30 protein-coding genes are annotated in these 26712 nt (G+C 34.7%); 9 read left to right on the top strand and 21 right to left on the bottom strand.

What is annotated here, in order from left to right; genetic code table 11:
- Positions 1-553: 553 nt before the first annotated feature.
- The 3 genes from perR to bcp all read right to left on the bottom strand — a co-directional run bounded on the left by perR (position 554) and on the right by bcp (position 2511).
- Positions 554-1006 carry a peroxide-responsive transcriptional repressor PerR gene (gene perR, locus HMPREF2603_RS02490; RefSeq protein WP_060803956.1) on the bottom strand — a complete coding sequence of 151 codons (453 nt, stop codon included), beginning with the start codon at positions 1004-1006 and terminating at the stop codon, positions 554-556.
- A 93-nt stretch (positions 1007-1099) separates the two neighbouring features.
- Entirely contained in the window at positions 1100-2050 is a 951-nt protein-coding gene (locus tag HMPREF2603_RS02485) for a phosphoglycerate dehydrogenase (RefSeq protein WP_023015853.1), read from the bottom strand.
- Between the two features lie 5 nt (positions 2051-2055).
- A complete protein-coding gene (bcp, locus tag HMPREF2603_RS02480) occupies positions 2056-2511 on the bottom strand; it encodes a thioredoxin-dependent thiol peroxidase (protein WP_002481640.1) in 456 nt (151 codons plus the stop codon).
- A gap of 81 nt (positions 2512-2592) precedes the next feature.
- Between bcp and HMPREF2603_RS02475 the strand changes: the two genes are divergently transcribed.
- Both HMPREF2603_RS02475 and HMPREF2603_RS02470 read left to right on the top strand, forming a co-directional pair.
- Positions 2593-3882 (top strand): glutamate-1-semialdehyde 2,1-aminomutase, encoded by a 1290-nt coding sequence (locus tag HMPREF2603_RS02475; RefSeq protein ID WP_060803957.1) that lies wholly within the window; start codon positions 2593-2595, stop codon positions 3880-3882.
- 107 nt (positions 3883-3989) lie between these two features.
- Positions 3990-5090, top strand: coding sequence for an FUSC family protein (locus HMPREF2603_RS02470; RefSeq protein ID WP_002481642.1), 1101 nt, complete (start codon positions 3990-3992; stop codon positions 5088-5090).
- A gap of 50 nt (positions 5091-5140) precedes the next feature.
- Here HMPREF2603_RS02470 and HMPREF2603_RS02465 read toward each other — a convergent pair whose 3' ends face one another.
- The 3 genes from HMPREF2603_RS02465 to mutY form a co-directional block, all read right to left on the bottom strand.
- Complete coding sequence (locus tag HMPREF2603_RS02465) at positions 5141-6877, bottom strand: ABC transporter ATP-binding protein (RefSeq protein WP_002481643.1); 1737 nt, start codon at positions 6875-6877, stop codon at positions 5141-5143.
- A 158-nt stretch (positions 6878-7035) separates the two neighbouring features.
- Positions 7036-7578 carry a nucleoside tri-diphosphate phosphatase gene (locus HMPREF2603_RS02460; protein ID WP_002481644.1) on the bottom strand — a complete coding sequence of 181 codons (543 nt, stop codon included), beginning with the start codon at positions 7576-7578 and terminating at the stop codon, positions 7036-7038.
- A gap of 72 nt (positions 7579-7650) precedes the next feature.
- Positions 7651-8697 (bottom strand): A/G-specific adenine glycosylase, encoded by a 1047-nt coding sequence (gene mutY / locus HMPREF2603_RS02455; RefSeq protein WP_060803958.1) that lies wholly within the window; start codon positions 8695-8697, stop codon positions 7651-7653.
- A gap of 119 nt (positions 8698-8816) precedes the next feature.
- Here mutY and HMPREF2603_RS02450 point away from each other — a divergent pair, with 119 nt between their 5' ends.
- The gene (locus HMPREF2603_RS02450; protein ID WP_002481646.1) at positions 8817-9800 is read left to right on the top strand and encodes a metal-dependent hydrolase; all 984 of its coding nucleotides are present in this window, start codon (positions 8817-8819) and stop codon (positions 9798-9800) included.
- 88 nt (positions 9801-9888) lie between these two features.
- On the opposite strand, the gene HMPREF2603_RS02445 is transcribed toward HMPREF2603_RS02450, so the two are convergent.
- The 7 genes from HMPREF2603_RS02445 to HMPREF2603_RS13325 all read right to left on the bottom strand — a co-directional run bounded on the left by HMPREF2603_RS02445 (position 9889) and on the right by HMPREF2603_RS13325 (position 15371).
- On the bottom strand, positions 9889-10728 hold the full coding sequence (locus tag HMPREF2603_RS02445; protein ID WP_060803959.1) for a hypothetical protein: 840 nt from the start codon (positions 10726-10728) through the stop codon (positions 9889-9891).
- A 10-nt stretch (positions 10729-10738) separates the two neighbouring features.
- Positions 10739-12265: an ATP-binding cassette domain-containing protein gene (locus HMPREF2603_RS02440; RefSeq protein WP_060803960.1), complete on the bottom strand. Its 1527-nt coding sequence runs from the start codon at positions 12263-12265 to the stop codon at positions 10739-10741.
- A gap of 15 nt (positions 12266-12280) precedes the next feature.
- Positions 12281-12595, bottom strand: a complete 315-nt coding sequence (locus HMPREF2603_RS02435) for a YfhH family protein (protein ID WP_002481649.1) — start codon at positions 12593-12595, stop codon at positions 12281-12283.
- Entirely contained in the window at positions 12588-13391 is an 804-nt protein-coding gene (gene recX / locus HMPREF2603_RS02430; protein WP_023015857.1) for a recombination regulator RecX, read from the bottom strand. The genes HMPREF2603_RS02435 and recX overlap by 8 nt, the downstream gene beginning before the upstream one ends.
- Positions 13392-13567: 176 nt before the next feature.
- A complete protein-coding gene (sgtB, locus tag HMPREF2603_RS02425) occupies positions 13568-14380 on the bottom strand; it encodes a monofunctional peptidoglycan glycosyltransferase SgtB (RefSeq protein ID WP_060803961.1) in 813 nt (270 codons plus the stop codon).
- 179 nt (positions 14381-14559) lie between these two features.
- Entirely contained in the window at positions 14560-15087 is a 528-nt protein-coding gene (locus tag HMPREF2603_RS02420; RefSeq protein WP_002481652.1) for a type 1 glutamine amidotransferase domain-containing protein, read from the bottom strand.
- A 116-nt stretch (positions 15088-15203) separates the two neighbouring features.
- Entirely contained in the window at positions 15204-15371 is a 168-nt protein-coding gene (locus HMPREF2603_RS13325) for an SE1561 family protein (protein ID WP_096754677.1), read from the bottom strand.
- A 172-nt stretch (positions 15372-15543) separates the two neighbouring features.
- Here HMPREF2603_RS13325 and yfkAB point away from each other — a divergent pair, with 172 nt between their 5' ends.
- The gene (gene yfkAB, locus HMPREF2603_RS02415; protein WP_002481654.1) at positions 15544-16695 is read left to right on the top strand and encodes a radical SAM/CxCxxxxC motif protein YfkAB; all 1152 of its coding nucleotides are present in this window, start codon (positions 15544-15546) and stop codon (positions 16693-16695) included.
- Positions 16696-16763: 68 nt separating this feature from the next.
- On the opposite strand, the gene HMPREF2603_RS02410 is transcribed toward yfkAB, so the two are convergent.
- From HMPREF2603_RS02410 to HMPREF2603_RS02400, 3 genes are read right to left on the bottom strand one after another with little or no spacing between them, the layout of a single operon-like run.
- The gene (locus HMPREF2603_RS02410; RefSeq protein ID WP_031262747.1) at positions 16764-17261 is read right to left on the bottom strand and encodes an acyl-CoA thioesterase; all 498 of its coding nucleotides are present in this window, start codon (positions 17259-17261) and stop codon (positions 16764-16766) included.
- 58 nt (positions 17262-17319) lie between these two features.
- Entirely contained in the window at positions 17320-18558 is a 1239-nt protein-coding gene (locus HMPREF2603_RS02405) for an aminopeptidase (RefSeq protein ID WP_023015859.1), read from the bottom strand.
- A 36-nt stretch (positions 18559-18594) separates the two neighbouring features.
- The gene (locus HMPREF2603_RS02400) at positions 18595-18801 is read right to left on the bottom strand and encodes a DUF1128 family protein (protein WP_002481657.1); all 207 of its coding nucleotides are present in this window, start codon (positions 18799-18801) and stop codon (positions 18595-18597) included.
- 223 nt (positions 18802-19024) lie between these two features.
- On the opposite strand from HMPREF2603_RS02400, the gene HMPREF2603_RS02395 reads away from it, so the two are divergent.
- The 4 genes from HMPREF2603_RS02395 (at position 19025) to HMPREF2603_RS02380 (ending at position 21780) form a co-directional block, all read left to right on the top strand.
- The gene (locus tag HMPREF2603_RS02395; RefSeq protein ID WP_023015860.1) at positions 19025-19489 is read left to right on the top strand and encodes a low molecular weight protein-tyrosine-phosphatase; all 465 of its coding nucleotides are present in this window, start codon (positions 19025-19027) and stop codon (positions 19487-19489) included.
- A gap of 7 nt (positions 19490-19496) precedes the next feature.
- Positions 19497-19787 (top strand): hypothetical protein, encoded by a 291-nt coding sequence (locus HMPREF2603_RS02390; RefSeq protein ID WP_002481659.1) that lies wholly within the window; start codon positions 19497-19499, stop codon positions 19785-19787.
- 130 nt (positions 19788-19917) lie between these two features.
- Positions 19918-20994 carry a YihY/virulence factor BrkB family protein gene (locus HMPREF2603_RS02385; RefSeq protein WP_002481660.1) on the top strand — a complete coding sequence of 359 codons (1077 nt, stop codon included), beginning with the start codon at positions 19918-19920 and terminating at the stop codon, positions 20992-20994.
- Positions 20995-21201: 207 nt separating this feature from the next.
- Positions 21202-21780 carry a beta-class carbonic anhydrase gene (locus HMPREF2603_RS02380; RefSeq protein ID WP_002481661.1) on the top strand — a complete coding sequence of 193 codons (579 nt, stop codon included), beginning with the start codon at positions 21202-21204 and terminating at the stop codon, positions 21778-21780.
- A gap of 70 nt (positions 21781-21850) precedes the next feature.
- On the opposite strand, the gene HMPREF2603_RS02375 is transcribed toward HMPREF2603_RS02380, so the two are convergent.
- From HMPREF2603_RS02375 to map, 5 genes are all read right to left on the bottom strand, one after another.
- Positions 21851-22480, bottom strand: a complete 630-nt coding sequence (locus HMPREF2603_RS02375; RefSeq protein WP_002481662.1) for a response regulator transcription factor VraR — start codon at positions 22478-22480, stop codon at positions 21851-21853.
- On the bottom strand, positions 22470-23513 hold the full coding sequence (locus HMPREF2603_RS02370; protein ID WP_002481663.1) for a sensor histidine kinase VraS: 1044 nt from the start codon (positions 23511-23513) through the stop codon (positions 22470-22472). Before HMPREF2603_RS02370 ends, HMPREF2603_RS02375 begins: the two co-directional genes overlap by 11 nt.
- Positions 23510-24211: a cell wall-active antibiotics response protein VraT gene (gene liaF / locus HMPREF2603_RS02365; RefSeq protein ID WP_002481664.1), complete on the bottom strand. Its 702-nt coding sequence runs from the start codon at positions 24209-24211 to the stop codon at positions 23510-23512. The genes HMPREF2603_RS02370 and liaF overlap by 4 nt, the downstream gene beginning before the upstream one ends.
- Before the next feature lie 15 nt (positions 24212-24226).
- Positions 24227-24622, bottom strand: a complete 396-nt coding sequence (locus HMPREF2603_RS02360; protein WP_002481665.1) for a hypothetical protein — start codon at positions 24620-24622, stop codon at positions 24227-24229.
- 115 nt (positions 24623-24737) lie between these two features.
- Positions 24738-25502 (bottom strand): type I methionyl aminopeptidase, encoded by a 765-nt coding sequence (map, locus tag HMPREF2603_RS02355; RefSeq protein WP_060803962.1) that lies wholly within the window; start codon positions 25500-25502, stop codon positions 24738-24740.
- Between the two features lie 219 nt (positions 25503-25721).
- Between map and HMPREF2603_RS02350 the strand changes: the two genes are divergently transcribed.
- Positions 25722-26708 (top strand): FUSC family protein, encoded by a 987-nt coding sequence (locus tag HMPREF2603_RS02350; RefSeq protein ID WP_002481667.1) that lies wholly within the window; start codon positions 25722-25724, stop codon positions 26706-26708.
- Positions 26709-26712 lie beyond the last annotated feature (4 nt).

Genomic DNA, 26712 nt, shown 5'->3' with positions numbered 1-26712 from the left:
ATATTGTCATTCAGTTTTCAATGTTCATTTTTTCGCGTTACAATAATCAATTATACCGCTTTTGAATTTTGAAGTCAAGTACTTTTTAAAATTTATTTTTTCGAAGTAACTTGTTTCGTTTTTTTCAACAATAACTATTCTATAATGTTTCTTGTTGATAATCAATAGTAAAATTTACACTTTGTTAAAGTTTTTAATTCAAACTTTTAATTCTCAATGTTTAATTTACTGCGCCGTTTCAACGACCTATTCATCATATCAAGCCTTTAGTTAAGAGTCAATAATTTTCTATAATAAAAAATGTATAAAATTACTAATAGTACGCACGATTTCATTCATATGAGATTTTTGATGTATATGGTGTAATTAAACGTCCAACCATCTTACTCTTTGAGTGTATTAATACTTTGTCCCCCTCTTCAAATCAGCTTTCTTATTGTAAGGAACGTTGTTAAATACTTTACATAGGATTAAAACTCACATGATCCGAAACCAAATATAAAAAGCTGAATGCCATATGACATTCAGCTTTCCTATTAATGGTAATAATGTTTTATTGTTCTTTACTTTGGCATTCTGGACATAATCCATAAATTTCCATTCTGTGATGTGACACGTTAAAACCTGTCACATGTTGAGCTAATTGTTCAACTTCATGTAATTGCGGATAATGAAAATCTACTATCTTACCGCAATTCTCACAAATGACGTGATAGTGATTATGTGTATTAAAATCAAAGCGACTAGATGCATCTCCATAAGTCAATTCATTCACAATTCCTGTTTTCTTAAACACACGTAAGTTATTGTATATCGTCGCAACACTTATGTTTGGAAAATCTGGTGACAGTGCCTGATAAATTTCATCTGCTGTTGGATGAGTTTCACTTGAAATCAAAAATCTAAGAATGGCTTGTCTTTGCGGTGTAATTCTGATTCCGGCATTTCTTAAAGATGCAATAGAGTCCTCTAATTGATGCTCAATAGATTCCATTTCTGCACTCATCTAATCCACCGTCTTTCTACTTAATAATTATTATTACTTAATATTAATATAACGGTAGAACCATTGAAATGTCAATGTTGGCACATTATTTTATCAATAACCTTTTGATAAATCTACTTTTTTCTCAATGACATCTCCATTACTTAGAAAATGTTTGAAGTTTCTAATAAAAATTTGAGATGCCTCTTTAAAGTTTTCTTTACCATTTCCTGTGATATGCGCAGTAATACTTACATTATCTAATTGATATAACGGATTATCCTCTGATAAAGGTTCCTTTTCGAAAACATCTAAATAAGCATGACGAATTTTGCCCTCATTAAGCGCTTTAACAATTGTTTCTTCTGAAGCAATTGTACCTCTGCCGATATTAATAAATAATGCAGTCTCTTTCATTGCGTCAAATTGCTTATCTTCTAATAAATGGTACGTCTCTTCAGTTTCGGGCAGCACATTAACTACAACGTCTGCTTTAGGCAAAACTTGATCAAGTTCCTTTAAAGGATATGTTTCATCAAATCCATCAACTTCATGTCCAGTTGTATTAATACCAATAATTTTCATTTCAAATGCACGTGCAAGTTTGGAAATTTGTTTAGGAATATTACCTGTCCCCAAAATTAGTAACGTATCTCCATCTACACGTCTGCCTGTAATTGTAGAATCATAAACTTTATTATCTTGATTTTGTCTAGAAACTCTCATTTGTTTATAATCGTCTAAAATATAGGCAAATACAAATTGACTCATTTGTTTTGCGTGAATACCTGATACATTCGTTAATACAATATTACGTTCAGCAAAATATTGTAATGGTAGTGAATTAACACCAGCCGCATACCAAGCTACAAACTTTAAATTAGGCATACCCTCAAAAAAAGCTTGATCAGCTTTGCCACTATAACCAATTACAACATCTGCATCTCGTTTATCTTGCTCATTTATTTCATCTACATTTTTTCGAAATACAAATTCTACTTCTGGAAAAGTTTCTTCCAATAACTGCTCTGAGTCTTTTAATCTATTTAATGAAAGAACCTTCACACACTTCACCCCAACATTTCTTTTAATTGATTCATTTGTTCTTTTACTTTAACTTTTTCGATTACATGTTCTACGACACCATTTTCATCTACAACGAAAGTAGTTCTGACAATGCCCATAGATTCTTTGCCAAAACTTTTCTTCAATTGATACACGCCAGTTGCTTCAGATAATTTATAATCCTCATCTACTAGCAAATCAAAATTCAAATCATGTTTAGCAATAAAGTTTTGATGTTTCTTTTTAGAATCTCCGCTGATTCCGTATACTGCAATATCTAAATCATTAAACATTGCCATGTTATCACGGAAATCGCAAGCCTCTGTTGTGCATCCAGGTGTATTATCTCTAGGATAGAAATAAAGAATTGCCTTTCTGCCTTTGATTGTGTCGTTAGTAATGACTTCTCCATCTTGATTTTCTAATGCAAATTCAGGGAATTTGTCTCCTTTTTTCAACATATGCTCACCTTTTTCTTCTTATAGTTAATTATATGATACGATAGTAAACGGAAATATTAAATTAAAAGAGGTTGATAAAAAATGAAATTCACTGAAAGCGAACGACTTCAAAGTTTGTCAGACGAATACATCCTTGGCGGTGTCAACTCCCCTTCTCGCTCATATAAAGCAGTTGGCGGCGGTGCACCGGTAGTAATGAAAGAAGGTAAAGGTCAATATTTATATGATGTAGACGGCAATCGTTACATTGATTATCTTCAAGCATATGGTCCAATTATTACTGGACATGCACATCCACATATTACTAAGGCTATTCAAGAACAAGCAGCTAAAGGTGTGCTTTATGGTACACCGACTGAGCTAGAAATCGAATTTGCTAAAAAATTGCGTGAAGCAATTCCATCTTTAGAAAAAATGCGTTTTGTCAACTCTGGTACTGAAGCTGTCATGACAACAATTCGTGTCGCACGTGCATATACAAATCGCGATAAAATTATTAAATTCGCTGGATCTTACCACGGACACTCAGATTTAGTACTTGTTGCTGCAGGTAGCGGCCCTTCTCAATTAGGTTCTCCTGATTCAGCCGGCGTACCTAAGAGCGTGGCTCAAGAAGTAATTACAGTACCTTTTAATGATATCGAGTCTTACAAAGAAGCAATGAAACATTGGGGCGATCAAATCGCAGCAGTATTAGTTGAACCTATTATCGGTAACTTCGGTATGGTTGAACCGCTTCCCGGCTTCCTTGAAGAAGTAAATGAAATCACCCATCAATATGGCGGTCTTGTAATTTATGATGAAGTTATCACAGCATTCCGCTTCCACTACGGTGCTGCTGAAGACTTGTTGAACGTATACCCTGACTTAACAGCATTCGGTAAAATCGTCGGTGGCGGTTTACCAATCGGCGGTTACGGTGGACGTCAAGACATTATGGAACAAGTTGCACCTTTAGGCCCTGCATATCAAGCGGGAACAATGGCTGGTAATCCACTTTCAATGAAAGCAGGCATCGCTTTATTAGAAGTTTTAGAACAAGAAGGTGTTTACGAAGAATTAGATCGTCTTGGTAAAAAATTAGAAGATGGTTTAAATGAATTAATTGAAAAACATGGTATCACAGCTACAGTAAACCGTGTTTATGGTTCATTAACACTTTACTTTACTGACGAAAAAGTAACACATTATGAGCAAGCAGAAAATTCTGATGGCGATGCATTTGCGAAATTCTTCAAATTAATGTTGCATCAAGGCATCAACTTAGCACCTTCTAAATTTGAAGCTTGGTTCTTAACAACAGAACACACAGATGAAGATATTGAAGAAACATTACGTGCTGCAGACTATGCATTCTCTCAAATGAAATAAACTTGAAAAACACATTGATTCAGTGTATAAACTTTAATATACGTTTTTGTTTTTGGAAACCACTTCCAAGCAAATGTGCATAAATAGGAATAAAGGAGCACACTCATTTGAAACTAGGTGCAAGAATATTTAAAACAGGTATTGCGATTGTCCTAGCGATGTTAATTGCATCACTGCTGCCAAAGAGTGCAGGCATTCCTACCGTAGCAGGTATCGGTGCAATTGTAGCAATGCAGCCAAGTGTATATCGTTCTTATAAAACTATAAAAGAACAGTTTCAAGGTAACTTAATCGGTGCAATTTTATCTGTATCGATGGTCAGTTTATTTGGCGATAGTATTATTATCATGGGCGCAACAGTTATAGTCTTAATTGCTTTATTATTCCAATTAAAACTTCAACATGTTGCAACCTTAGCCACAGTTACTGCCCTTATCATCATGGGTCAAGGTGGAGAAACAGGTAACTTCTATGCATCAGCGTTTTATCGTTTCGTGTTAGTGATGATTGGTGTTTTCAGTGCTTTCACTGTCAATGTCGCCTTCTTTCCACCTAAATACGAAACAAAGCTTTATTATAATTCAATGAATATCGCTTCTGATATTTTCATTTGGATTAAATTGGTTATTAACGATACAACAGAGTTTTACCATGTTAAAGAAGATACAAAGAGTATTAAAGAACGTTTGAAAAATCTGGAACAATTATTCAATTATTATAAAGAAGAACGTCCTTTCTTTAGAAAAAATTGGCCAGAATTAAATCGTAAAAAGATAATTTTCAAACAAGTTGTGACAACTACAAAAAGTGCCTATGATGTTTTGAGACGTATGCATCGTTACCAACATGATTTGCATAATATGAGTACTGATCTTCGATTGCAAATCAAATTTGAACTAGATGATTTAATGACTTCATATGACCAAATTATGTTAAGCATCGCTCAAAAAGCAAGACACGATTTCGAGAATTTCCAAGCTCCTGTGGACATTCCGCAAAAAATTGAGTTAATGGAAGCATTTAAAAATGAAATGGTCCTGAACACTGAAACCTCTGAGTATTCAATTTCTAATGTCATGCAGATTATCTCAGCAATCGAGGAATTCAGTTATGATTTAGCACACTTAGACCGTTTGGTCATGAGTTATTTCCAATTCCATACAGATGACTCTAACATTGAAATTGAAGAAGAAGACTTAGACTTATAAAAAGAGAGCAGAAACTGTCCTCCGCTGAGGGCGTTTCTGCTCTTTCTTTATTATAAATCTTGAATTGTATAAAGATGATGGTATGCACCTTGTTTAGCTAATAACTCTTGATGCGTACCGACTTCAATAATTTGTCCGTTTTCAACTACTACAATTTTATCTGCATGAGTGATTGTAGATAAGCGATGGGCAACGATTAATGTTGTTCTATTTTCACTTAAATGTGCTAAAGCTTCTTGAATGATTGCTTCACTTTCTAGGTCTAACGCACTTGTTGCCTCGTCTAAAATAATAATCGGCGGATTATTTAAGAATATACGTGCAAGTGAAATACGTTGTTTTTGACCACCTGATAATTTCACACCACGTTCCCCTACTTCAGTTTCATAACCTTCAGGCAGACTCATAATGAAATCGTGTGCGTTTGCGAGTTTAGCCGCTTCTATCACATCTTCATCACTCGCACCTGGTTTACCTAGTAAGATATTTTCTCTGATTGTGTCTGAGAATAAGATATTATCTTGTTGAACTAAACCGATTTGCTCACGCAAGCTAGATAATAAAAAGTCTTTTACATTATAACCATCTATAGTAATCGTTCCATCTGTAGAATCATAAAATCGAGGAATCAAGTTGATTAATGTCGATTTACCTCCACCAGACATTCCTACAAAGGCGACGGTTTCGCCATGATTCACATTTAACGAAATATCATCTAACACTTTAGGTGCATGTGGATTGTATCGGAAAGATACATGATCTAAAGAGATGTTACCTTCTGTGATTTTGAGCGGTTTCGCATAAGGTTCATCTTTTACATCATAGTCTTCATCTAATAAATGGAAAACACGGTCCATAGAAGCGAAACTTTGTGTCAATGTTGTAAATGAAGAAACAAGACGACGTAGAGGTCCGAAAAGTTGTTCTAAATAGCTGACGAACGCAGCTAACGTACCAACTGTAATGGAACCTGTTACTGCTAAATAACCACCGACGCCAATTACAATAATCGGTCCAATATCAGTTACCGTATTGATTGCTGCGAAAGAATAAGCATTCCAACGTGTGTGTTTAAAAGCACGATGTAAGAATTTACTGTTTTTCTTATCAAAGTTTTGCGCTTCATTTTGTTCAATTGCGAAACTTTTAATTACCGAAATACCTTGTACACGTTCGTGTAAGAACCCTTGTACTTCTGCTAAAGCTTGAGATCTTTCACGTGTTAGACTACGTAATCTTCCGAAGAAGTAATAAACCGTTAAAATGTAGAACGGGAATATAATCATAGCGGCTAATGTCAATTTAACATCAAGTACAAACATGATTGATAATGCGATAATAATTGTCACACAGTCTAACCAGATGTTCATTAGTCCTGTTAAAATAAAGTCTTTAGTCTGCTCAACGTCATTGATAACACGTGAAATCACTTCACCTGCTTTGTTGTTGGCATAGAAGCGTGCACTTAGTGCTTGCAAGTGATCATATAAACGTCTACGAATATCATAAAGTATTTTGTTGCTGGTCCACTGCGCTAAATACTGACGCATATATTCTATCGGTGGACGTACGACTGCAAATATAAAAAAGGCAATCCCGATTGCGATACCCAAGTGGCTTAATTTGTCTTGCGTGCCCATGCTCGGATTGTTGATGACATCATCAATTACATATTTGATTAATAATGGAATCAACATCGGAATGCCGAATTTAATGATACCGATAATAATGGTAGCTGCTATCCGCCATTTATACGGCTTAACAAACTTTAAATACCTGCGTATCATTGAGGCAATCCTCCCTTTCTATCCTTTTCTAATGCGAAATAAATCAACGAGGCGAGACATTTTATTGCGATGTCCCAACCTCGTATTACGATTATTATTCATACCAAAGTTATTATAATTAAAAACACAAGACGTAATAAAGCAATCTGCTTGATATGCTAACCTTGTCTCAGCTTTTTAAAGCGTTCTCTCCAAACTTTAATAAAGTCTGGCGCAAACGGACCTTTCTTTTGTTCAATCCATTGTTGTAAGATATCAACATTCCTGCGTAAAATCGCATCTATATCTTTAGGATAGTTCATTTGCTGCATATGTTGTTGGTACTCGTCTTCATCCAACAAATGATATTTACCATTCGGATAAACTTTGATATCTAAATCATAATCAATATATTTCAATGCTTCTTCATCACAAACAAATGGTGACGATAAGTTGCAATAATAATATACACCGTCTTCTCTGAACATACAGATGACATTAAACCAATATTCCGAGTGGAAATAGACGATTGCTGGTTCTCTGGTAATCCATGTACGTCCATCGCTTTCGGTTACAAGCGTGTGGTCATTGCCCCCAATCACAACATGGTCTGTCCCTTTTAAAATCGTAGTTTCTGACCAAACTCTATGAATGTTGCCATCGTGCTTGTAACTTTGTATTTTAATACGTTCTCCTTCTTTCGGTATGGACTCTTTTACCATGTTCCACACCTCCTCCTGGCTATTTTTCACAATCACAATTATAACATAATGCTTTTTTAAACTCAGACTTAACTACTTCGTTGTTAAATAGTTTAATACTTTATGCATCGATGCTGGAAAGTTGTAGTGATCTCTATCCTCTAAACGCATCCATACAAAGCGATCACTTAATTGTGTTTGTGACTCATCTATAACATCGTCAACTTGATAGACATGAATGTCCCAAGTTAAATGTGTGAATTGATGTTTTAACTTAAATATCGGTGTCTCACTAATAGATATATCTTGTTGTAATAAATCATGAAGCTGTTCTTCACTATAAGTTGCTTCATACATCGGGAACTCCCACATTCCATGTAATAGCTTTTCTGTACGTTGTTCAATTAACACTTCATCATTTTGATTATAAATGACATAACAATTTTGTTTAATTGTCTTCTTTTTAATCTTTTTAGGTTTGACGGGTAGTTGATCAATCGTCCCCTCTTCTAATGCTTCGCAGTGTGATTGAACCGGACATAATAAACAAAGCGGTGATTTCGGTGTACAAATTAATGCGCCAAGTTCCATCATAGCTTGGTTAAATTGGCCTGCATGTGTTGTGACATAAGGACGCAATTCACTTTCGAATTTTTTGCGGACAGATTGTTTTGTAGTATCACTGAAATCATTATTTAAGCGAGACCACACACGAAAGACATTACCATCAACGGTTGGCAATGGTAAGTCAAACGCAATACTCATCACCGCTGCTTGTGTATAAGGTCCCACACCTTTTAATCGTCCGAACAAATCCGGATTGCTTGGGACATTACCGTTATATTGTGTCGCAACTTCTTGCACTGCATGGTGAAAATTGCGCGCACGACTATAATAGCCTAATCCTTCCCAATATTTTAAAACTTCATCTTGTGATGCTTGACTTAAATCTTCAACTGTCGGAAAACGTTCTGTGAAACGATGATAATAATCTATCACTGTTTTAACTTGTGTCTGTTGAAGCATAACTTCACTGATCCAGATATAATAAGGATTAGTCGTTTCTCGCCAAGGCATTTCACGTTGATTGGTTTCAAACCAATCTAATAAATCTCTTTTGAAACTATTTTGCTGTTTCATTCTTCAATAGTTCTCCTTCTCTCTTGTCAACACACCCTTTAATTAAGGGTGAATTGATTTAGTTATTTGTCATTATGTTTTATACTATATGTAAGATTAATTGAAATGAGTGAACAATTATGGATACAGGCACACATATCGTCATGGGCATTGGGCTTACTGCGCTAGCCATGCATGACCCGACCCTGTCAGATCATTTTGGTGCTGCGGCTACAACCTTAATCGCAGGTTCTTTAATTCCTGACAGCGACACTGTATTAAAACTAAAAAATAATGCTGTTTATATATCTAATCATAGAGGTATCACACATTCAATACCTTTCACTATATTATGGCCGATACTTATAACCTTACTCGTTTTTACCTTTTTCAGCCATATTAATCCATTGCATATTTGGCTATGGGCACAACTTGCAGTCTTTTTACACGTCTTTGTAGATATATTTAATTCCTACGGTACGCAAGCGTTGCGGCCTTTCTCAAATAAATGGATACAATTGAGTGTCATTAATACCTTTGATCCTTACATCTTTATTTTATGGTGTTTAGGCATTGTGCTATGGGCTTTTGGCTTAAATGCTTTTGCGGTGTATATTCCAATTTTCATCGTATTAGTAATTTATTATATTGTACGTTTTATCTTCCAAGCCACGATTCGAAAACGTGTTTTACGTATGGTCAGCAGTCAAGATAATGCACACTTAGTTAAAGTATTTGTGGCACCTACTATGAAATTTATGGAATGGCGTGTCGCAGTTCAAACACAAACTCACGACTATGTCGGACGCAGTTATGGGACAAACGTCGTTTTCGCTGATAAAGTGAAACGTCAACCATTCCCTGATGAAGAATTAATGCAGGTATTACGTAACGACCCTAATATCAAAGCGTTTTTAAACTTCTCTTCTATATACAGATGGGATACTCGTCGTTTAAGCGATAATATTCTTGAAGTCCGCTTCATCGACTTACGTTATTTAAACAAAGATCACTATTCTTTCGTAGCGATTGTACATTTGGACCAAGACTTAAATATCACCCATTCATACACAGGTTGGGTCTTTAGTGAACAGAAATTGATGAAAAAACTTTATACACATTAATAAAAGAACGAGAACAAAATGTATCAACTACACTTTGTTCTCGTTTTATTTTTTCTATGATTATTTTAATATACCTAAACTCATTTGATTAATGATCAAAATTGGAGTTTTTCACCTTTTCAGGTTCAGCCGTATTTTTTAAATGAATAGAACGATTAGTTGTCATTCTAAACTTCTCATATGCGATATGTGGTCTTAGAATATATAATAATAGACTTGCGATCCCTAACCATACAATAAAGAAGAAATGATAAGGTATATTGCCCAAACTATTAACACCGATAATCACAGCTTCTTCAATACCAGAAACTAAATAAAATAATGGATTCAACATTAAAATATGCATCCAAATTGATTTATGTGGACCTGGAATGAAAAAGATCGGTACGATAATGAACATAACCGCAAATACGATATAGAGTGTCATATCAAAAATATTGTAACGGCTGATCATTCTTACTAAACCTAATACTTGCGAAACAATCATCACAAATAAATTCCACATGACCCAGTAAAAGCCAATAGCCCAAAATGAACTATCTAAGTTGACGGGTTTGACCAGGACAACTAATGCGATAGAAAGTAATAATCCTACTGAAAAAATCAGTGTATAGATAATACTTTTAAAAGCGGTTGGATAGTCATAGCTCTTATATTCATAATAATCTCTGCGATAACGCATTGTGTTGAAATATAAAGTAACAAGTGTCCAAGATAATGTGATGAAACCGATGAAGCGGTAATACCACACAGCTTGTGTTTCTTCTGTCGCATTAATGATTTTTAAAAACAGCAACATTACGAGTAATAACAACACTGAAGCTACAAGCGGAATCGCGAACCATCTCCAATTCCGCTTCAAACTCCCCATTAAATGTTTCATCATTTGCGGCAAGCTATAATAAAAATTTATCAATTTATCTATCAAACGGTCTCACCTACAATTCTATATAAATCCATTTATTATCTTTCAAATCAGCAATAAAGTAACCATTGCCTGATTTTGTGACCCAGTAATCCCCTTGAATATCAAACTTATCTTTTAATTTGTCTTTATCAACAATCGGGAATACAAATCCTGTTAAATGATCATTATCATTGAACAATAAATCTACAGGCTGTTGTGTGACTGGCGCAACAAAACGTTGATCTTTCTCAGGAACTAAACTTTTAACTGCTTTCTTATGAGATTGTCCTAAGTGACTATTATAGAAATCTATATAATTAATATAATTAGATTTCATGTAATCTTCGAGTGTATCTTTACTATGTCTTTCATAAAGACCTGCTGGATTGAAATGATATAATTTATTTTTACCAATTACATAAGATTTATCATCGATAACCAGTCGATATTTATTATCATTTTCTCCAGTAATCGTCACAAATGTATATTTCGGCAGCTTCACTTTTTGTTTATGGTCAATCCCTTTAACTTCAATATTGTTATTCATCACAATACCGTAGGTCAAAGTCTCATCAAATACACCTTTTTTCTGAGCTTGTAATTTACTTTGTTCAGTGTTTTGCGCAAAATGCACAATCCCTAAATTGTTAAACAACAATACCGCTGTAAAAATAAAGCCGACCAGTAACAAAACACTCCAACCGATAACACGTGCCAAGAAAGGTGTCGGTTTTGCGTGTTTATAACGTTCAATTCGTTTGAAGTTATAAGACATTTCAGGAATACGCGTACGTTTTTCTTTCCAGTCTACATCAAACTGCGCTTTTTCTTCTTCAGTTTTTAATGATTGACGGTCTCGTTCATGTTCTTTAAATGCAGGCAACACACGACTCAATGGACCTTCCATACGTAATTGGCCATGTGAAATCCATACGGCATAGTTACATACTGCCTGGATAATCTTTAAATTATCATCGATTGTAATCATTGTAAGTTCATCATCTATGTAATCTTGAGAAAGTGTTATGGCTTTCTCCATAAATGCATCATCCAATTCACTTAATACATGATTAAAGATAATGATATCTGCTTTAGACGTACGTGCTAAACTTACAATTAATTGTGCATACTCACGATCAGTTAACTGGTAAACTAGCTTATCTTTCTGCTCATATAAATCAGCATAGCGCAAAATTTGTTCGACTTTATATCCAGAAACCGTATATGTAAATAATTCCACTGCATTTTGAACAAGTGCAGTCACCGTTTCTTCGTGTAAATGTTTATCTTCGATATCTCCGAAATATAAACTGCCGTTACGTCGGATACGCCCTTTATCAGGTTTAACTTCACCGGCTAAGATTCTGCCGATTAACGTTTTCGACGCACCAGGCTCCCCTATAATACCTAATGATTCTCCTTGATATAAGTGAAGTGACACATTATTCAATTCGATATCTTCAGCATCATAACCATACGGCAGATACCATTTTTTTCTATTCTTTTTACGATAATAATGTGTAATATTCAGTAATTTTAATACAATCGAACTCGCCATAATTTCTACATCCTTCTAAAGTTTTAATAATGCGACTGGGATGCCTTCTTCACTTAGCCCGCTATGCAGGATTTTGCCCCATGCAAAGACACCTTTCAAACGATCTACACGCATATAACGTTTCGTACCATCATTTAATTCATAAAGTTTACCGAATTCAATTTTATCTGTATCTACTAAGTAACTTTCCGCAATGATGACTTTTGTACGGTAGACATCATATTCATTTAAAATGCCGTTCATTTCTGCTTTACGCATTTTTTCTTTATATTTTTGTATTTCATTTAGAATTTCACTCTTAGTCATTTCGCTTAAACTTTTCTCAGTCATCACTAATCCCGCTTTCTCTTAATTTATCTTTAATTGTATCATACTCATAGCCTTTTCTGAGAAGTGCTTCTATTGTTTTCATCACAAGTTGTTGCCCGCTATATTTGCGTTCATTTTTACGATACACTTTTTCTAATTCCTTTTGCAATAAAGCATCAATTTCATCTGTATCTGGTTCAAAATCTAAGGCTTGCATCGCTTCATTAATCATCTCGAATGAATAGCCTTTTTGTAATAATGATTGTTTCACTTTATCTGTCCGCTTCTTCATCGGCCCTTTCTTTTGATGCATCAATTTATCAGCAAGCGCAACGATATCTTCAAGCGGTTGTTCTTGTTCATAACGTTCGCCATAATCTTCAATAATATTCTTTTCGACTCCGGCTTTATAAAGCTTTTGTTTGTAAATTTCAGGCCCTTTATCAGTAGTCCGAATCATAGTATTTTTTAAACTTTCCGCATAATCTTGATGATCAATATAGCCTTCTTGATGACAATAAGCAATGACTTCTGCAATAGCTACCTCATTGATTTCATGTTTTTGTAAATGTGTAATGACTTCTTGTTCAGTTCTTTTACGATATGAAAGATATTGAACAGCGTAATGTAACCCTAAGCGATAATGCTCATACTTTTGAATATGCATCATATCTTCAGCAGTGAGCGCATCGCCTTTTTTTAAATTAAAGTGTACTAAAGTATCCATATCGATACCCATCTCAAAGGCACCGTCTAAGTATAAATTAAACCGCTCTTTATTTTTCTTTTGAACTTCAATCATTGTAATTTTAGGCATGGTCTCACCTCTTCTCTTAAATTCATAACGGTATCGATACTTATTGTAAAACAAATGCATGTACTTTTATAGCATTATCCTCCTGAATTTACACAAGTAACATACATTGTCTCTTTTAAGCATGCGGCATATAAAAAAGGCAATGCAGCTGAATATACTGATTGCCTGAAATCGCATTAAACGCCTAACTGAGCTAATGCTGTTTTATATTGTTCATCGTTGATATAACCTTGCTGCTTCATCTTTTCTAAATTGATTTTGACACGGTTAATATAGTTCTGTGACATATTATTGACATCATATACACTTGGCGCATTAATTTTACTTGCTAAAATGGCACTTTGAAGCACACTAATCGTCGGCATATTTTGACTGTTTGCGACGGTCGTTGTACCAAAGTAATGATTTGCAGCACTTTCAATAGTATATTGATTATCACCAAAATAAATATTATTAACGTAAAAGCTCAATATCTCTTCTTTAGAATATTCCCGTTCCATACGCGATGCGACCAATATTTCTTTCACTTTCCGTGTAAAACTTTGTTCATTTCCATAATAATAATTCTTAACAACTTGTTGACTGATTGTACTGCCACCTTGTACCGATTGATCACTTAAAGTCGTGAACAGTGCTCTAAATATACCTTTCACATCAAATGCGCCATGGTCATAGAATCGCTCATCTTCCATAGCGATAAAAGCGCCTTTAGTATAATTCGGCATATCATCGATTGGAACAAACGTAGATTTATTTTCAATGATTTTTAAGTCCTCTACATTGGCACGTGATGACAATGCATACATCACACCAAAGAAGAGTGCAATTACAATAATGAGTCCAATAAGTAATTTTAAAAATAGCCCTTTGCTTTTTCTTTTTCTCGGCGGTGTACCTACGGGTTGATAATAAGTATTATAATGGGGTGTATTCTGTGTGCCTCTTGTTGTCTCACGTTGAGACCTCGATAGCCTTTTGCTTCTTTTCATACACAGATCTCCTCAATCTATTTTAGTATTTCACACATATTATAATTGAGAACTGTTTGATATGAAATAAGAATTATACGTTTTGACACAAAATCGGTCTTGAGTAGTACACATGGATACTCCTGGATATGTAAAAAACCGGAATATCTCATAGATATTCCGGCTAAGCTTATAACTGCTTATTTTTCATTATTTTTTAATGCGTCAACAATTGCTTTGTTGAAGTCATCTAAATCATCAGGTGTACGGCTTGTTACAAGATTTTTATCAACGACTACTGATTCATCTTTAACATGTGCACCTGCGTTTTCTAAGTCTTTACGTACGTTTAATACCGCTGTTAACGTACGGCCATTTAAATCATCAGTATCAATTAATACTTGTGGACCATGGCAAATCGCAAAGATTGGGTCATCTTCTTTGATAAATGCTTTTGCGAATGTACCATATCTTCCTTCTACGTCTCCACGTAAATGGTCTGGTGAGAATCCGCCTGGAATTAATAATGCTGAATAATCGCTTGGTTCAGCTGAGCCGATATCTACATCAACTTTAGCTTTTGTACCGTGTTTACCTACGACTTCTTCTCCAGCTTCTGAGCCGATAATCACTGTATTGTAGCCTGCTTCTTCGATTGCTTCTTTTGGACTAGTTAATTCAATATCCTCAAAGTCATTACCTAAAATAATTGCTACTGTTTGTGCCATTTATTTATCACCTTTCTATTCTATACAATAAATTGTATTCAGAATTACTTTTGTCTTTGATTGTACTTATTGTATAGACCAAAATGTCATGATTTAAACATAGAAAGTATGAGACCTTACTTCTCACGTTGATAAAGTTTTACTTTTTCTTCTAATTGGTCCAGTAAACCAATCCATTCATCAACATCTTCAACACTGACTTTATCTGGATCCACATGATCAATTTCATCTACAAATTCAGATAATCTCGTTTTAATGTTCGTAATTAATTCATTTTCGCTCATTTTCATGATAAGGCTCCTTCTTTAAAAATATAATCCTATTCTAACATGCGATTGACAAAATTCACTAGAATATTAATAATATGGAATGACTCATCTTTTGTGATTTGAATCTTTCACTTCACATTACCCCTTTTTTATTAAGAAATACATTGTACAGAAAGAAGGCAAAATTATGATTGGCCAATCTACGAATATTAAAAAGCCGATTACTATAGCAAATGATCCTTGGGAGGCATACAACGATGTCGAAGCGTTCGGCAGCTTGCAGTTAAGCAATATTGAATTCACCACAACGAATTTATGTAATATGCGCTGCAGTCATTGTGCTGTCGGTTATACCTTACAAACAAGAGATCCTGAACCGCTTCCAATGGAATTAATGTTTAAACGTTTAGATGAAATTCCTAATTTACGTACCCTATCTATTACAGGCGGCGAACCGATGTTTTCTAAGAAATCAATTCGAAATGTGGTTAAACCGCTATTAAAATATGCCTATGATCGCGGTATTTATACACAAATGAACTCTAATTTAACTTTGCCGCAAGATCGCTATTTAGATATTGCTGAATACATAGACGTGATGCATATTTCACACAACTGGGGAACAACGGATGAATTCGCTACAGTTGGATTCGGCGCAATGGAAAAACAGCCGCCGCTTAAAGCAAAACTCAAACTTTATGAACAAATGATTGAGAATTCTAGAACATTATCTGAACAAGGCATGTTTGTCTCTGCTGAAACGATGTTGAACCAAAGCACGAAACCTTACCTTGAAAAAATTCATCGTGAAGTGGTAAATGATATGAAATGCAGTCGACATGAAATTCATCCGATGTATCCATCTGATTTTGCGAGTCAGCTTAACGTACTTAGTTTGAAAGAAATTAAAGAAACTATACGTCACCTTTTAGAAATTCGTGACGAATCTGTATGGATGTTGTTTGGGACACTACCGATTTATCCATGCATTCAAGATGAAGACGATGCACAATTATTCAAACAACTGCGTTCAGCAAAAAACGTCAGCTTACGTAATGATCCAGACGGCCGCAGCCGTTTGAACGTCAATGTCTTTACTGGCGATGTGATTGTGACGGACTTCGGCGATGAGACAGGTTCTATTTCTAATATCCAAACCGATCGTCTTACAGATGTTTTCGACAAATGGCTCGCTTCAGACTTAGCACAAAGTTTGAATTGTCATTGTGCACCGGTACATTGCTTAGGACCGAACTTACTTGTAAAAAATATGTATTATCCAAATACTGATTTCCGAGAAAAAGAAAAAATGATGCATCGCATCTTCCAGCAACAATAACGTTAATAATACAAAATGGCATCTCAACACTTCATTTTATGTTGAGATGCCATTTTTAATTGCTTATTTTATTCAATATGTCGTCTTCTCGTTAAGAACTCTAAGGTATCTTTACTTTCTTGACGACGTTCTTTTCTGCGTTTTACACGTGCAGGCGCAGTACTATGGAACCATTCTTGAATTTCACCTTCAGGATAAACATCTGGTACTTCTGTTGGTTTGCCGTTTTCATCTAACGCTACAAATGTTAAGAAGCTGAGTGCTGCCATATGTTTTTTATCATTGATGATATCTTGAAGAATGATTTGTACACAAACTTCCATTGAACTTGAACCAGCGTATGAAACCATTGCTTCATATGAAATAATATCTCCATTACGAATAGGTAATAAAAAGTCCACTGAATCTGTAGAAGCTGTAACAACTGGCGTACTGCTGTGTTTCATAGCGCAGATTGCCGCAATTTCATCAATGTTCGCCATTAAGAGTCCACCGAACATAGTATGATGATGATTCGTATCTTGCGGATATACTTGACGATCTTTTACAGTTTTTGATGCTGACATTGGTTTACTTTCTCTTTGTTCCACAATTGATCTCCTTTATGAATTGATTATATTTATTTTAGTAAGCCCAGTTACCGTCTTTAAACACAATCTCTTCTTCCCCATCTTGCGTGATACCATAAATCGTTAAATCTGCGCTGCCAATCATGAAGTCTTCATGAATAAACGCATCATTTAAACCTTCTTCTGTTAATTGTTCACGTGTCATTTCTGTACCGCCAATTATCGTAAACGGATAACCAGCGCCTAATGCGATGTGGCAAGAAGCATTTTCATCTAACAATGTGTTATAAAAGACACGATTACGATTTGAAATCGGTGAATCGTCTGGAACTAACGCGACTTCCCCTAGATATCTTGAACCTTCATCAGTATCAAGTAAGTCACGTAATACTTCTTCCCCTTTTTCAGCAGAAAAATCTACAACTTTGCCATCTTTAAATGTAAGCGTAAAGCCATCGATCAGCGTTCCGTTATAGCTGAGCGGAAGTTTATTTGTCACATGACCGTTTACACGATTACGATCAGGGGCTGTAAATACCTCTTCAGTTGGGATATTGGCAATAAATTCTTGTCCATCATTTGTGAAACTTGTCGCATCTTGCCATAAATGATTCTTAGGCAAGCCAATTGTTAAATCTGTACCTTCTGAAACATAGTGAAGTGCTGAATATTGTTTGTTTTGTAGATATTTAGCGTGTTCACTTAAGTTTTGGATATGTTGATTCCAGTTTTCAATCGGATCATTACCATCTACACGAACAATGTCTAATAATTCATCAATGAATTTTTCATAAGCTGCTTCAGCATCTAATTCAGGATAGACACGTTGTGCCCATGCTTTGTTCGGATATACGACTACACACCATGGTAAGTCATTATTTTGAATTGCTTCCATATATCCTTTGAATCCTTTTGAATAAGCTTTGCCGAAAGCTGCTTTTTTAGCACTATCTGCATTACTTAATAAATCAGGGTCAGAACTCATTAAAGCTAAGTTCGCAGCACCACGTTTTACATAATCCATACGTTCTTCAATATCATAATCTTTCAAATCATTTTCTTCGAAGTATTCTACAGATTCATGTTCAAATTTTAAACGTCTTAATGTATCATCTGCATATTTTACTCTTACATCAGAAGCGCCGCGTTTGTATGCTGCCTCAACGATATCATGCGTTAATTCTAAAGCATCTACTGATGAACGAATAAATACTGGTTGCCCCTCTTGCACATTCATACCGACATCTACGATAAGTTGTGCATATTGTTTTAGCTTTTCTTGTAATTGTGACATAACAAAGTTCCTCCTTATTCTGACTGCTGTTTGTTCTTACGATTGTCGTAGTTCGCCTAATTCAGATGCGATGGCAGTCACTTCACTTGGTGAAAATTTTTCTTTTGAAGTAACAAAGCTATGAATTTCTTTGATTTTAGCTTCATCTGCATCTTCAAATTTATCAGGATCGATTAGATTAACGTTTACCACGTTTAGTTTCTCTCTGATATCAATGATCATATCTCTATTTGTTTCTGACATTTAAATCACCTCTTTATGTTTATATATTATCAAACTCAACAATTCCTGAAAACTTTTGATAATTTACTCTTTAGATGTTGGTTAAAAACCGATAAGATAATATTATATGGGTTATTTCATCAGAGTTCGGGTAAATATTATCTATGGAACGTTAGGTATACCTTGTATCTATGTTCATCATACGCTTTATTTATCCGGCTGAAAAATAATTTGGAGGTAAAATATGACTACAGTAGCATTTGTCTGTTTAGGCAATATTTGTCGTTCTCCAATGGCTGAAGCAATTATGAAACAACGTCTGAAAGACCGCGGTATAGAAGGCATTGAAGTTGTCTCACGCGGTACAGGCAGTTGGAATTTAGGCCAAGCACCTCACGAAGGAACACAACGCATTCTAAATACTCACAACATACCTTTTGACGGTATGATCAGTGAACTATTTGAATCTACGGATGACTTTGATTACATTATTGCGATGGATCAAAGTAATGTGGATAACATTAAGCGTATCAATCCAGAGTTGAAGGGCCAATTATTCAAATTGTTGGAATTCAGCGATATGGAAGAACAAGATGTACCTGATCCTTACTATACAAATAATTTTGAGGGTGTATTCGATATGGTACAATCATCATGTGATAATTTAATTGATTACATTCTTAAAGACACAAATTCTAAAGAGGGGTAGATAAATTATGAATAACAAATTAGTACCAGGCATTTTATTAGGCGCTTTAGTCGGCGGAGCAATTACATTAGCTGACAAAAATACGCGAAATGCATTAAAAAGCAGTATTCAGAACTTAAAAGAAGGTAAACGTTCTGACAGAGGACCTTCAAAAATCAGCGTAATCAAAGAAGAAGTTCTTTACTGGAAAGATGCTATCGAAGAAATTCGTCGCAATAACCCAGAATTAGAACGTGCATTGAAAAATGCGAAAAACACGTTACAAGAGCGTAAACAAAACGATAAACACTTAAACTAATTATAGGTTTAAGAGCATTACAATGCGTTGACTATAGGGATAAACTTAAGTGAGTTTTACTCATCTAAGTTCTATCCCCCTTTTTTCAACTCATTGACCAACTGAATATAGTAATAAAGGAGTACATGTTATGTCTCATTCAAATGAAAAAGACAAAAATAATAAAAAAGAAGGGATTTTTCAAAAAGTAAAAGAAAAGTCTGAGGGTATTACACACGAAGATCATAATAATTATGTGGCACCCCAAGAATTCAAATCTAAGTCACCAAAAAAATCAAATCAGACATTCTTTGTAGCTAGAAATAACAAACCTGCTAAATATACGAAAGATTCCAATTTCTTTTCATTTTTAATTTATCGAATTGGTAAAGATGATGCGACAGGCTTAGCAGCACAGCTTTCATATTACTTTATGTTATCACTGTTCCCTATGTTGCTATTCTTGCTTTCACTTTTACCATTATTCCAAATCGATAGAAATAAAATTGTCGGTATGATTGCAAAAAATGCACCTGCTTCTACAGCGGATCTACTGACAGGTATTATCGAAGATATTATGAAAAATGCCAGCGGCGGTATTTTATCAGTAGGTTTGATTTTGGCACTTTGGTCTGCCTCAAATGGTATGACAGCCTTAATGAACGCGTTCAACGTAGCATATGATGTTGAAGACGGCAGAAACCCTATCGTATTGAAATTAATCAGTGTGCTATTCACTGTGATTATGGGTGCAGTATTTATTGCGGCCTTAATCTTACCAGTTTTCGGTCAACAAATCGGTCATTTATTATTTGGTCCGCTTGGACTTGATAGCCAAGTGAAATGGGTATTTAGTATTTTACGATTCTTATTACCATTTATCGTGATTTTCTTATTATTCTCAACACTATATGCCCTAGCACCGAATATCAAAATTAAATTCAAATCTGTATTACCAGGTGCACTTTTCGCATCAATAGTATGGATTCTAGGTACTGCAGCGTTTGGTTTCTATGTTTCAAACTTCTCAAACTACTCTAAAACATACGGCAGTATCGGTGGTATCATCGTGTTAATGTTATGGCTATATATCACTGGTTTCATCATCATTGTCGGTGCTGAGATCAATGCGATTATTAACCAACGCAGAACATTGAAACACGGAGATTCACTTGAAGAACGTGAATTTGAACGTGCAGAAATGCAGAATCCTCATACTGAAAGATAATCATATTACTTAAAGAGCAAGTCACTTTGTATAAAATCAAAGTTGATGTTGCTCTTTTTCTTTTATTTTTTAAAAACATGTTATTTTATGTATTCATTAGGGTATGATAATATTTGGTTAGTGACATTTTTGTGAACTAGTCATGACAGTCAATTCATCTTGATATAACAAAACAACTAAATTCAGGATACAGGAAGTGTAAATAAGATGACATTATTAGACAGTATTTTATCTTACAATAAGGAATTTGTGGAAAACAAAGAGTTTGAAAACTATTCCACAAGTAAAAAACCAAATAAAAAAGCAGTATTATTCACTTGTATGGATACACGTTTACAAGACTTAGGCACAAAAGCTTTAGGTTTTAATAACGGAGATTTAAAAGTAGTCAAAAATGCAGGCGCTATTATTACGCATCCATACGGTTCTACAATTAAAAGTTTATTAGTTGGTATTTATGCATTAGGTGCTGAAGAAATTATTATTATGGCACACAAAGACTGCGGCATGGGTAGTTTAGACGTAAATACTGTAAAAGATGCAATGAAAGAACGTGGCGTTACTGATGAAACGTTTGATATTATCAAACACTCTGGTGTAGACGTGGACAACTTCTTAGAAGGCTTCGAAAACGCAAGTGATAATGTTAAACATAATATTGATATGCTTTATCATCATCCATTATTTGATAAAAAAGTACCAATTCATGGTCTTGTGATTGATCCGCATACTGGCGAATTAGAATTAATCCAAGATGGCTATGAACTGGCAGAAAAAAATAAATAGTACATAAACTGTATTATGGATAATACAAAGGCAAGATTGAAAGCACTCATTTTCAATCTTGCCTTTTCTTTTATTGAATTAAATCATGTTGGAATGCGTAAATAACAGCTTGTGTTCTGTCTTGAACTTCTAGCTTGCTTAATATATTACTCACATGTGTTTTAACTGTTTTAATCGTAATATGTGACGCACTAGCGATTTCTTGGTTAGAATAACCTTTTGCGATTAACAATAAAATTTCCATTTCTCTATCTGTTAATAATTCATATAATTCAGCACGTTGATTCATGCGATTACGCATTTTAACAAGTACTTCCGCTTCAAACACCGCTTCGTTACGATATGTTTTACGAATCGCTTCTGCGATATCACTTGCGCTCGTCGTTTTTAGAATATAACTGTCTACCCCAGCGTCTAAAGCACGATACACTTCATTATCCTCAATATAACTTGTCAGCATCAATACTTTAATCTGAGGTAAATCTTTTTTAATCTGCATTGTAGCTTCTACGCCATCCATGTCTTCCATCAACAAATCCATCAAGATTAAATCAGGCTGCAATTCATGAGCTTTTTCAATTGCTTCTTTACCTGATTTGCCTTCCCCGACGACTTCTATATCAGGTTGTGTAGATAAATAACTTGAGATGCCGATACGAACCATTTCGTGGTCATCGACAAATAATACTTTAATCGCCATCATTTTCCTCCTTATTCAATGGAGCCTTCACTTCAATTCTTGTCCCTGCCCCAGGCAAAGAAACAATATGCAGTGTTGCCCCGATTTCTAATGCTCGCTCTCGCATATTCTTCAATCCATAGCTTTTCTCCATTTTTTCATCTACATCAAAGCCTTTACCATCATCTTGAATACGCAATAACAGATAATCATCTTTATTAAATAAATCTATCGTTAATTTTGTGCCTTCTGCATGTCGCAGTGTATTGGAAATCCCTTCTTGGGTGATACGGAATAAATGATCTTCTATGCCTTTTGGTACCTCAAAGTCTTCAATATCATAAACTACTTTCATAGGCACTTTCTTTTGTAAGTCCACAACAAGATCTTTAATTCCTTCCCCAAGTGAGCGATCTTTTAAGCCAAGCGGTCTTAAATGTAATAACAATGCACGCATTTCTAGTTGCGAATCTTGTACCATCTTTTCTAGTGTCGGAATTTGCTGATCAAGCGGCGGTTCAAGTGGTGATTCCTTAATCGCCGATAACATCATACTTGCCGCAAATAATTGCTGACTAACTGAATCATGCAATTCTCTAGCTAAACGCTGGCGTTCATCTTCTATAATTTTCTTCACTTTAACGTCATTTAAATTATATGTTTCGTTGGTCAAATCTTGTGTTTTAATACGTAGTCGATGTAACTCTTGGTTTAATGGCACAAGTGTATGATAGATATCCAAAGTTTCTTGGTAGAGTTCGATATTTTGATCATTAATACCGACAACTTCCCCTTCAATGGAATGTTCAATTTGTGTTTTAATCCAATCATTTTGTTCGTTCACTTTATACGCTAACACAGAACCAACAATAATACTCATCAAAATCACTATAATATTTAAAAATAAGAAAACAGGAATGCCGAAAATCTGCGTGTAAAACATTCCTTGAAAGTAGATGATGTTGACGAATACTTTGTCTATAAAAAAGAAAATCGCTAATATACTATAGTTCAATATCAGCATCGAACCGATGGCTCTGATATAGTGGTTCATCTATAAACCACCTCAACATCACCAATAAATGTCGAAGTATAAATATTGATGTTATAGTTTTCTTCTTTTGTTTCTTCAGTCATTTGGATATGATTATTTTCAATCTTAACCGTATTCTGATTCACAGTCGCATTACCATAAAATGCTGCTGCGTGAAGATTGATATTGTAATTCATCGGCACAATAATTTGAATCTTACCAATGAAGTGTCTCATCACAATCGTGTTATTTTCTTTAATATTTGCTGCTTTCGTTAAATCAATATGGATATCGCCAATGCCATGTTGAATTTGCAAGTCTTCCCACTTATAAACATAAACAGGAGTTCTTTGATTACCGAACCATTTTTGTTTAATAAATTGCGGTGAAGTAACTTCTTCATCAGAAGCAATAATCTTCATCGGTTTAAATTTGAAGACGATATAACGAATAATAATCAGCACTAAGAAAATAAAAAGAATAATAATCGTATATTTGTTAGAGAGCAGTGTAAAGGCAATCATTAATACACCAATCCAAAAGGCCAACAGACCTCGGACTTTATGGAAATAAAGATAGCCTACGTACATTAAGATAATCCCTAATAATAATACGAGAATAAAGCCGATTTTTTCAAAAAAGATATAGTAAAAATTGGCTATAATCATTAATGCTGTAAATATTATCAACATCTCAGTTGAGATATACTTATTGGTCATGTTTCGCCACCTTTTCTATGCAACTAAACTCATTTGTGCAATCATATCACATTCTCTTTCAAGCGTAATACGTGTTTTATTTTGCTCTGATAAATCTGCTTCAATTCTTGCACAATCAGATTCTGCTTCGTTTAAGTCATGCATTAATGCAGACAACTCTGCATTATTAATATTTTCCATGCGTTGTACATTACTGATTTGATATTGATCCATCAAATCGATGTATTTATTTTCTACTTCAGTCGTCAATTGTTCAATATATGCCACGATATTTTGTCTTTTGCGGTTTAAATAAGCGATATATTGTTTAGTTGAATGTAACTTTCTGTTTAAATGCGCTTGGCAATTCGTAATACTGTATTTAACTGTAGTGTGATAAAGTTTGTCTAAATAAATTGCTATGATATTCATGGAATCACCTCATTTATGATTGATTCCATTATAAAATAATTCCAGACGCCTCACGATAGGCTCTGGAACCATTTTACTTTCATACTTTAGTCCTAATTCCCATGATACCAAGGAATTATTCTTCTGTTTTATCTATTTTCGTTGTTAATAATGGACCATCTTTCGTCACAATAACCGTATGTTCGATTTGTGCGACATAACTTTTATCGCTTGTTTCAAAAGCCCATTCATTTTTACCTTCAGTTACAAATGTTGCATTAGAAGAAATGAAAGGTTCTACTGCAATCACAGTACCTTCTTTTAGTAATGTTTTATCTTTTGGATCATAGTAGTTTAGAACGTAATTAGGTGCTTCATGTAGTGAACTGCCTACACCATGACCTGTTAAGTTACGGATAACTTTCAAATCATTTTTACGTGCAGTTGCGTGTACTGCTTTACCGATTTGACTTAGTTTGCTACCTGGTTTGACTTTTTTCATTGCATTGTCAAACGCTTCTTCAGCAACTTCACATACTTTTTGTTTCATCGGGTCACTTGGTTCACCCACAACAAATGAAATACCAGTATCTGCATAATATCCATTTTTTAATGCAGATACATCTATATTAACTAAATCCCCTTCACGGATTTTGCGTTTACCTGGAATACCATGTGCCACTTCTTCATTTACACTGATACAAGTTTGACCAGGGAAATTTTCATCATGGATAGGTGCAGACAAAGCACCGTGTTGTTCAAATAAATCTTTAGCAATGTTATCTAATTCTTTAGTTGTTACACCCGGTTTTGTTGCTTCTTGCATTGTATCTCTGACTAATGCACAAATATATCCGATTTCTTTTAAGCCTAATAATTCTTCTTCTGTTTTTACAATCATGTGCGATCCCTTTCCTTATTCAATAATTGATAATGCAGCGCACGTGCGCTTATATGTCTCATTATGATACGAAATTATCATAATTAACACTCATTCTTTCTTATTATAGCAAAAAATGTTTGTTATACTAAATCTGTAAGAAGCAGTTCATTCGTTAATAACTGCAAATGGAACTATGTTGCAACAAAGTTGCCGACATCAAGTGAGGTAAATTTTTTTATGACACAAGACAAATGGTATCGCAAAATTATCGGCGCAAGAACTATCAAAACTGGACTTGCCACATTTTTGACAGCCTTCTTTTGCATGGCGCTCAATCTTAACCCGATTTATGCCACTTTAAGCGCCATCGTCACCATTGAACCAACCGCAAAAGCATCACTCAAAAAAGGATATAAACGTTTGCCTGCGACTGTTATCGGTGCGCTCTTAGCTGTACTCTTTACGTATATTTTCAGTGATAAATCAGCACTTGCTTATGCGATGAGCGCCACCTGTACAATCTTTATTTGCGCAAAATTAAAATTACATGATGGTATTACAGTTGCGACTTTAACCGCTATGGCCATGATACCAGGTATTGGAGATCATTATTTATTTAATTTCTTCTCACGACTTTTAACAGCGGTCATCGGTTTAGTTACAGCTGGTTTGGTAAACTTAATTGTTTTACCGCCAAAATACTATCATCAAGTTGCTGAGAACGCACAAAAAGTTGAAACAGATATGTATCATCTCTATAGTCTACGTTTAAAAGAATTGGTGAATGAAAAATTTAATTCTACTAAAACTAATCAAAAATTAGAAAAATTACTTTCAGCCATCTTGCGAGTAGACACATTAATTCGTTACCAAAAAGACGAATTAGAATACCACAAAGACCAAGAAGATTGGGTTAAACTTAAAGCACTGTCTAATCGTGCACATACAGATCGCCTGTTTATTACCCATTTATCTAACATTGTCTATTTGCCTAAGAACACTAAGTTTCACTTCACGAAAGCTGAACAAACAGCTATCTTGAACATCGCAGAAAGTATCAGTGAAATTATAGAAACAGGTGGTTTTGAACGTGTAGATGAAGATGCTGAAATATTAAAACGCAGTGTGATTCGTTTAGATGAATTTGAAAAACAACAAGTTAAAAGCCATATCATTTATGAAATTCTCATGACTTATCGTATTCTCGATGAACGTTATGCTTAACAGA

It is taken from the genome of Staphylococcus sp. HMSC055C03, assembly GCF_001809385.1.
Classification (GTDB): domain Bacteria; phylum Bacillota; class Bacilli; order Staphylococcales; family Staphylococcaceae; genus Staphylococcus; species Staphylococcus simulans.
Note: the sequence above shows the minus strand (reverse complement) of the source record. Positions and strands in the feature narration are given on the sequence as shown.

What these genes read in the sequence shown, in the direction of transcription:
- HMPREF2603_RS02405 (WP_023015859.1), bottom strand. Translation starts at nt 18,558, where the DNA reads ATGTCACAATTACAAGAAAAGCTAAAACAATATGCACAACTTATCGTA.
- HMPREF2603_RS13325 (WP_096754677.1), bottom strand. Translation starts at nt 15,371, where the DNA reads ATGAGCGAAAATGAATTAATTACGAACATTAAAACGAGATTATCTGAA.
- recX (WP_023015857.1), bottom strand. Translation starts at nt 13,391, where the DNA reads ATGCCTAAAATTACAATGATTGAAGTTCAAAAGAAAAATAAAGAGCGG.
- HMPREF2603_RS02475 (WP_060803957.1), top strand. Translation starts at nt 2,593, where the DNA reads ATGAAATTCACTGAAAGCGAACGACTTCAAAGTTTGTCAGACGAATAC.
- mutY (WP_060803958.1), bottom strand. Translation starts at nt 8,697, where the DNA reads ATGAAACAGCAAAATAGTTTCAAAAGAGATTTATTAGATTGGTTTGAA.
- HMPREF2603_RS02435 (WP_002481649.1), bottom strand. Translation starts at nt 12,595, where the DNA reads ATGACTGAGAAAAGTTTAAGCGAAATGACTAAGAGTGAAATTCTAAAT.
- HMPREF2603_RS02350 (WP_002481667.1), top strand. Translation starts at nt 25,722, where the DNA reads ATGACACAAGACAAATGGTATCGCAAAATTATCGGCGCAAGAACTATC.
- yfkAB (WP_002481654.1), top strand. Translation starts at nt 15,544, where the DNA reads ATGATTGGCCAATCTACGAATATTAAAAAGCCGATTACTATAGCAAAT.
- perR (WP_060803956.1), bottom strand. Translation starts at nt 1,006, where the DNA reads ATGAGTGCAGAAATGGAATCTATTGAGCATCAATTAGAGGACTCTATT.
- sgtB (WP_060803961.1), bottom strand. Translation starts at nt 14,380, where the DNA reads ATGAAAAGAAGCAAAAGGCTATCGAGGTCTCAACGTGAGACAACAAGA.
- HMPREF2603_RS02360 (WP_002481665.1), bottom strand. Translation starts at nt 24,622, where the DNA reads ATGAATATCATAGCAATTTATTTAGACAAACTTTATCACACTACAGTT.
- HMPREF2603_RS02375 (WP_002481662.1), bottom strand. Translation starts at nt 22,480, where the DNA reads ATGGCGATTAAAGTATTATTTGTCGATGACCACGAAATGGTTCGTATC.
- map (WP_060803962.1), bottom strand. Translation starts at nt 25,502, where the DNA reads ATGATTGTAAAAACAGAAGAAGAATTATTAGGCTTAAAAGAAATCGGA.
- HMPREF2603_RS02460 (WP_002481644.1), bottom strand. Translation starts at nt 7,578, where the DNA reads ATGGTAAAAGAGTCCATACCGAAAGAAGGAGAACGTATTAAAATACAA.
- HMPREF2603_RS02440 (WP_060803960.1), bottom strand. Translation starts at nt 12,265, where the DNA reads ATGGCGAGTTCGATTGTATTAAAATTACTGAATATTACACATTATTAT.
- HMPREF2603_RS02450 (WP_002481646.1), top strand. Translation starts at nt 8,817, where the DNA reads ATGGATACAGGCACACATATCGTCATGGGCATTGGGCTTACTGCGCTA.
- HMPREF2603_RS02370 (WP_002481663.1), bottom strand. Translation starts at nt 23,513, where the DNA reads ATGAACCACTATATCAGAGCCATCGGTTCGATGCTGATATTGAACTAT.
- liaF (WP_002481664.1), bottom strand. Translation starts at nt 24,211, where the DNA reads ATGACCAATAAGTATATCTCAACTGAGATGTTGATAATATTTACAGCA.
- HMPREF2603_RS02465 (WP_002481643.1), bottom strand. Translation starts at nt 6,877, where the DNA reads ATGATACGCAGGTATTTAAAGTTTGTTAAGCCGTATAAATGGCGGATA.
- bcp (WP_002481640.1), bottom strand. Translation starts at nt 2,511, where the DNA reads ATGTTGAAAAAAGGAGACAAATTCCCTGAATTTGCATTAGAAAATCAA.
- HMPREF2603_RS02385 (WP_002481660.1), top strand. Translation starts at nt 19,918, where the DNA reads ATGTCTCATTCAAATGAAAAAGACAAAAATAATAAAAAAGAAGGGATT.
- HMPREF2603_RS02400 (WP_002481657.1), bottom strand. Translation starts at nt 18,801, where the DNA reads ATGTCAGAAACAAATAGAGATATGATCATTGATATCAGAGAGAAACTA.
- HMPREF2603_RS02390 (WP_002481659.1), top strand. Translation starts at nt 19,497, where the DNA reads ATGAATAACAAATTAGTACCAGGCATTTTATTAGGCGCTTTAGTCGGC.
- HMPREF2603_RS02380 (WP_002481661.1), top strand. Translation starts at nt 21,202, where the DNA reads ATGACATTATTAGACAGTATTTTATCTTACAATAAGGAATTTGTGGAA.
- HMPREF2603_RS02420 (WP_002481652.1), bottom strand. Translation starts at nt 15,087, where the DNA reads ATGGCACAAACAGTAGCAATTATTTTAGGTAATGACTTTGAGGATATT.
- HMPREF2603_RS02410 (WP_031262747.1), bottom strand. Translation starts at nt 17,261, where the DNA reads ATGTCAGCATCAAAAACTGTAAAAGATCGTCAAGTATATCCGCAAGAT.
- HMPREF2603_RS02395 (WP_023015860.1), top strand. Translation starts at nt 19,025, where the DNA reads ATGACTACAGTAGCATTTGTCTGTTTAGGCAATATTTGTCGTTCTCCA.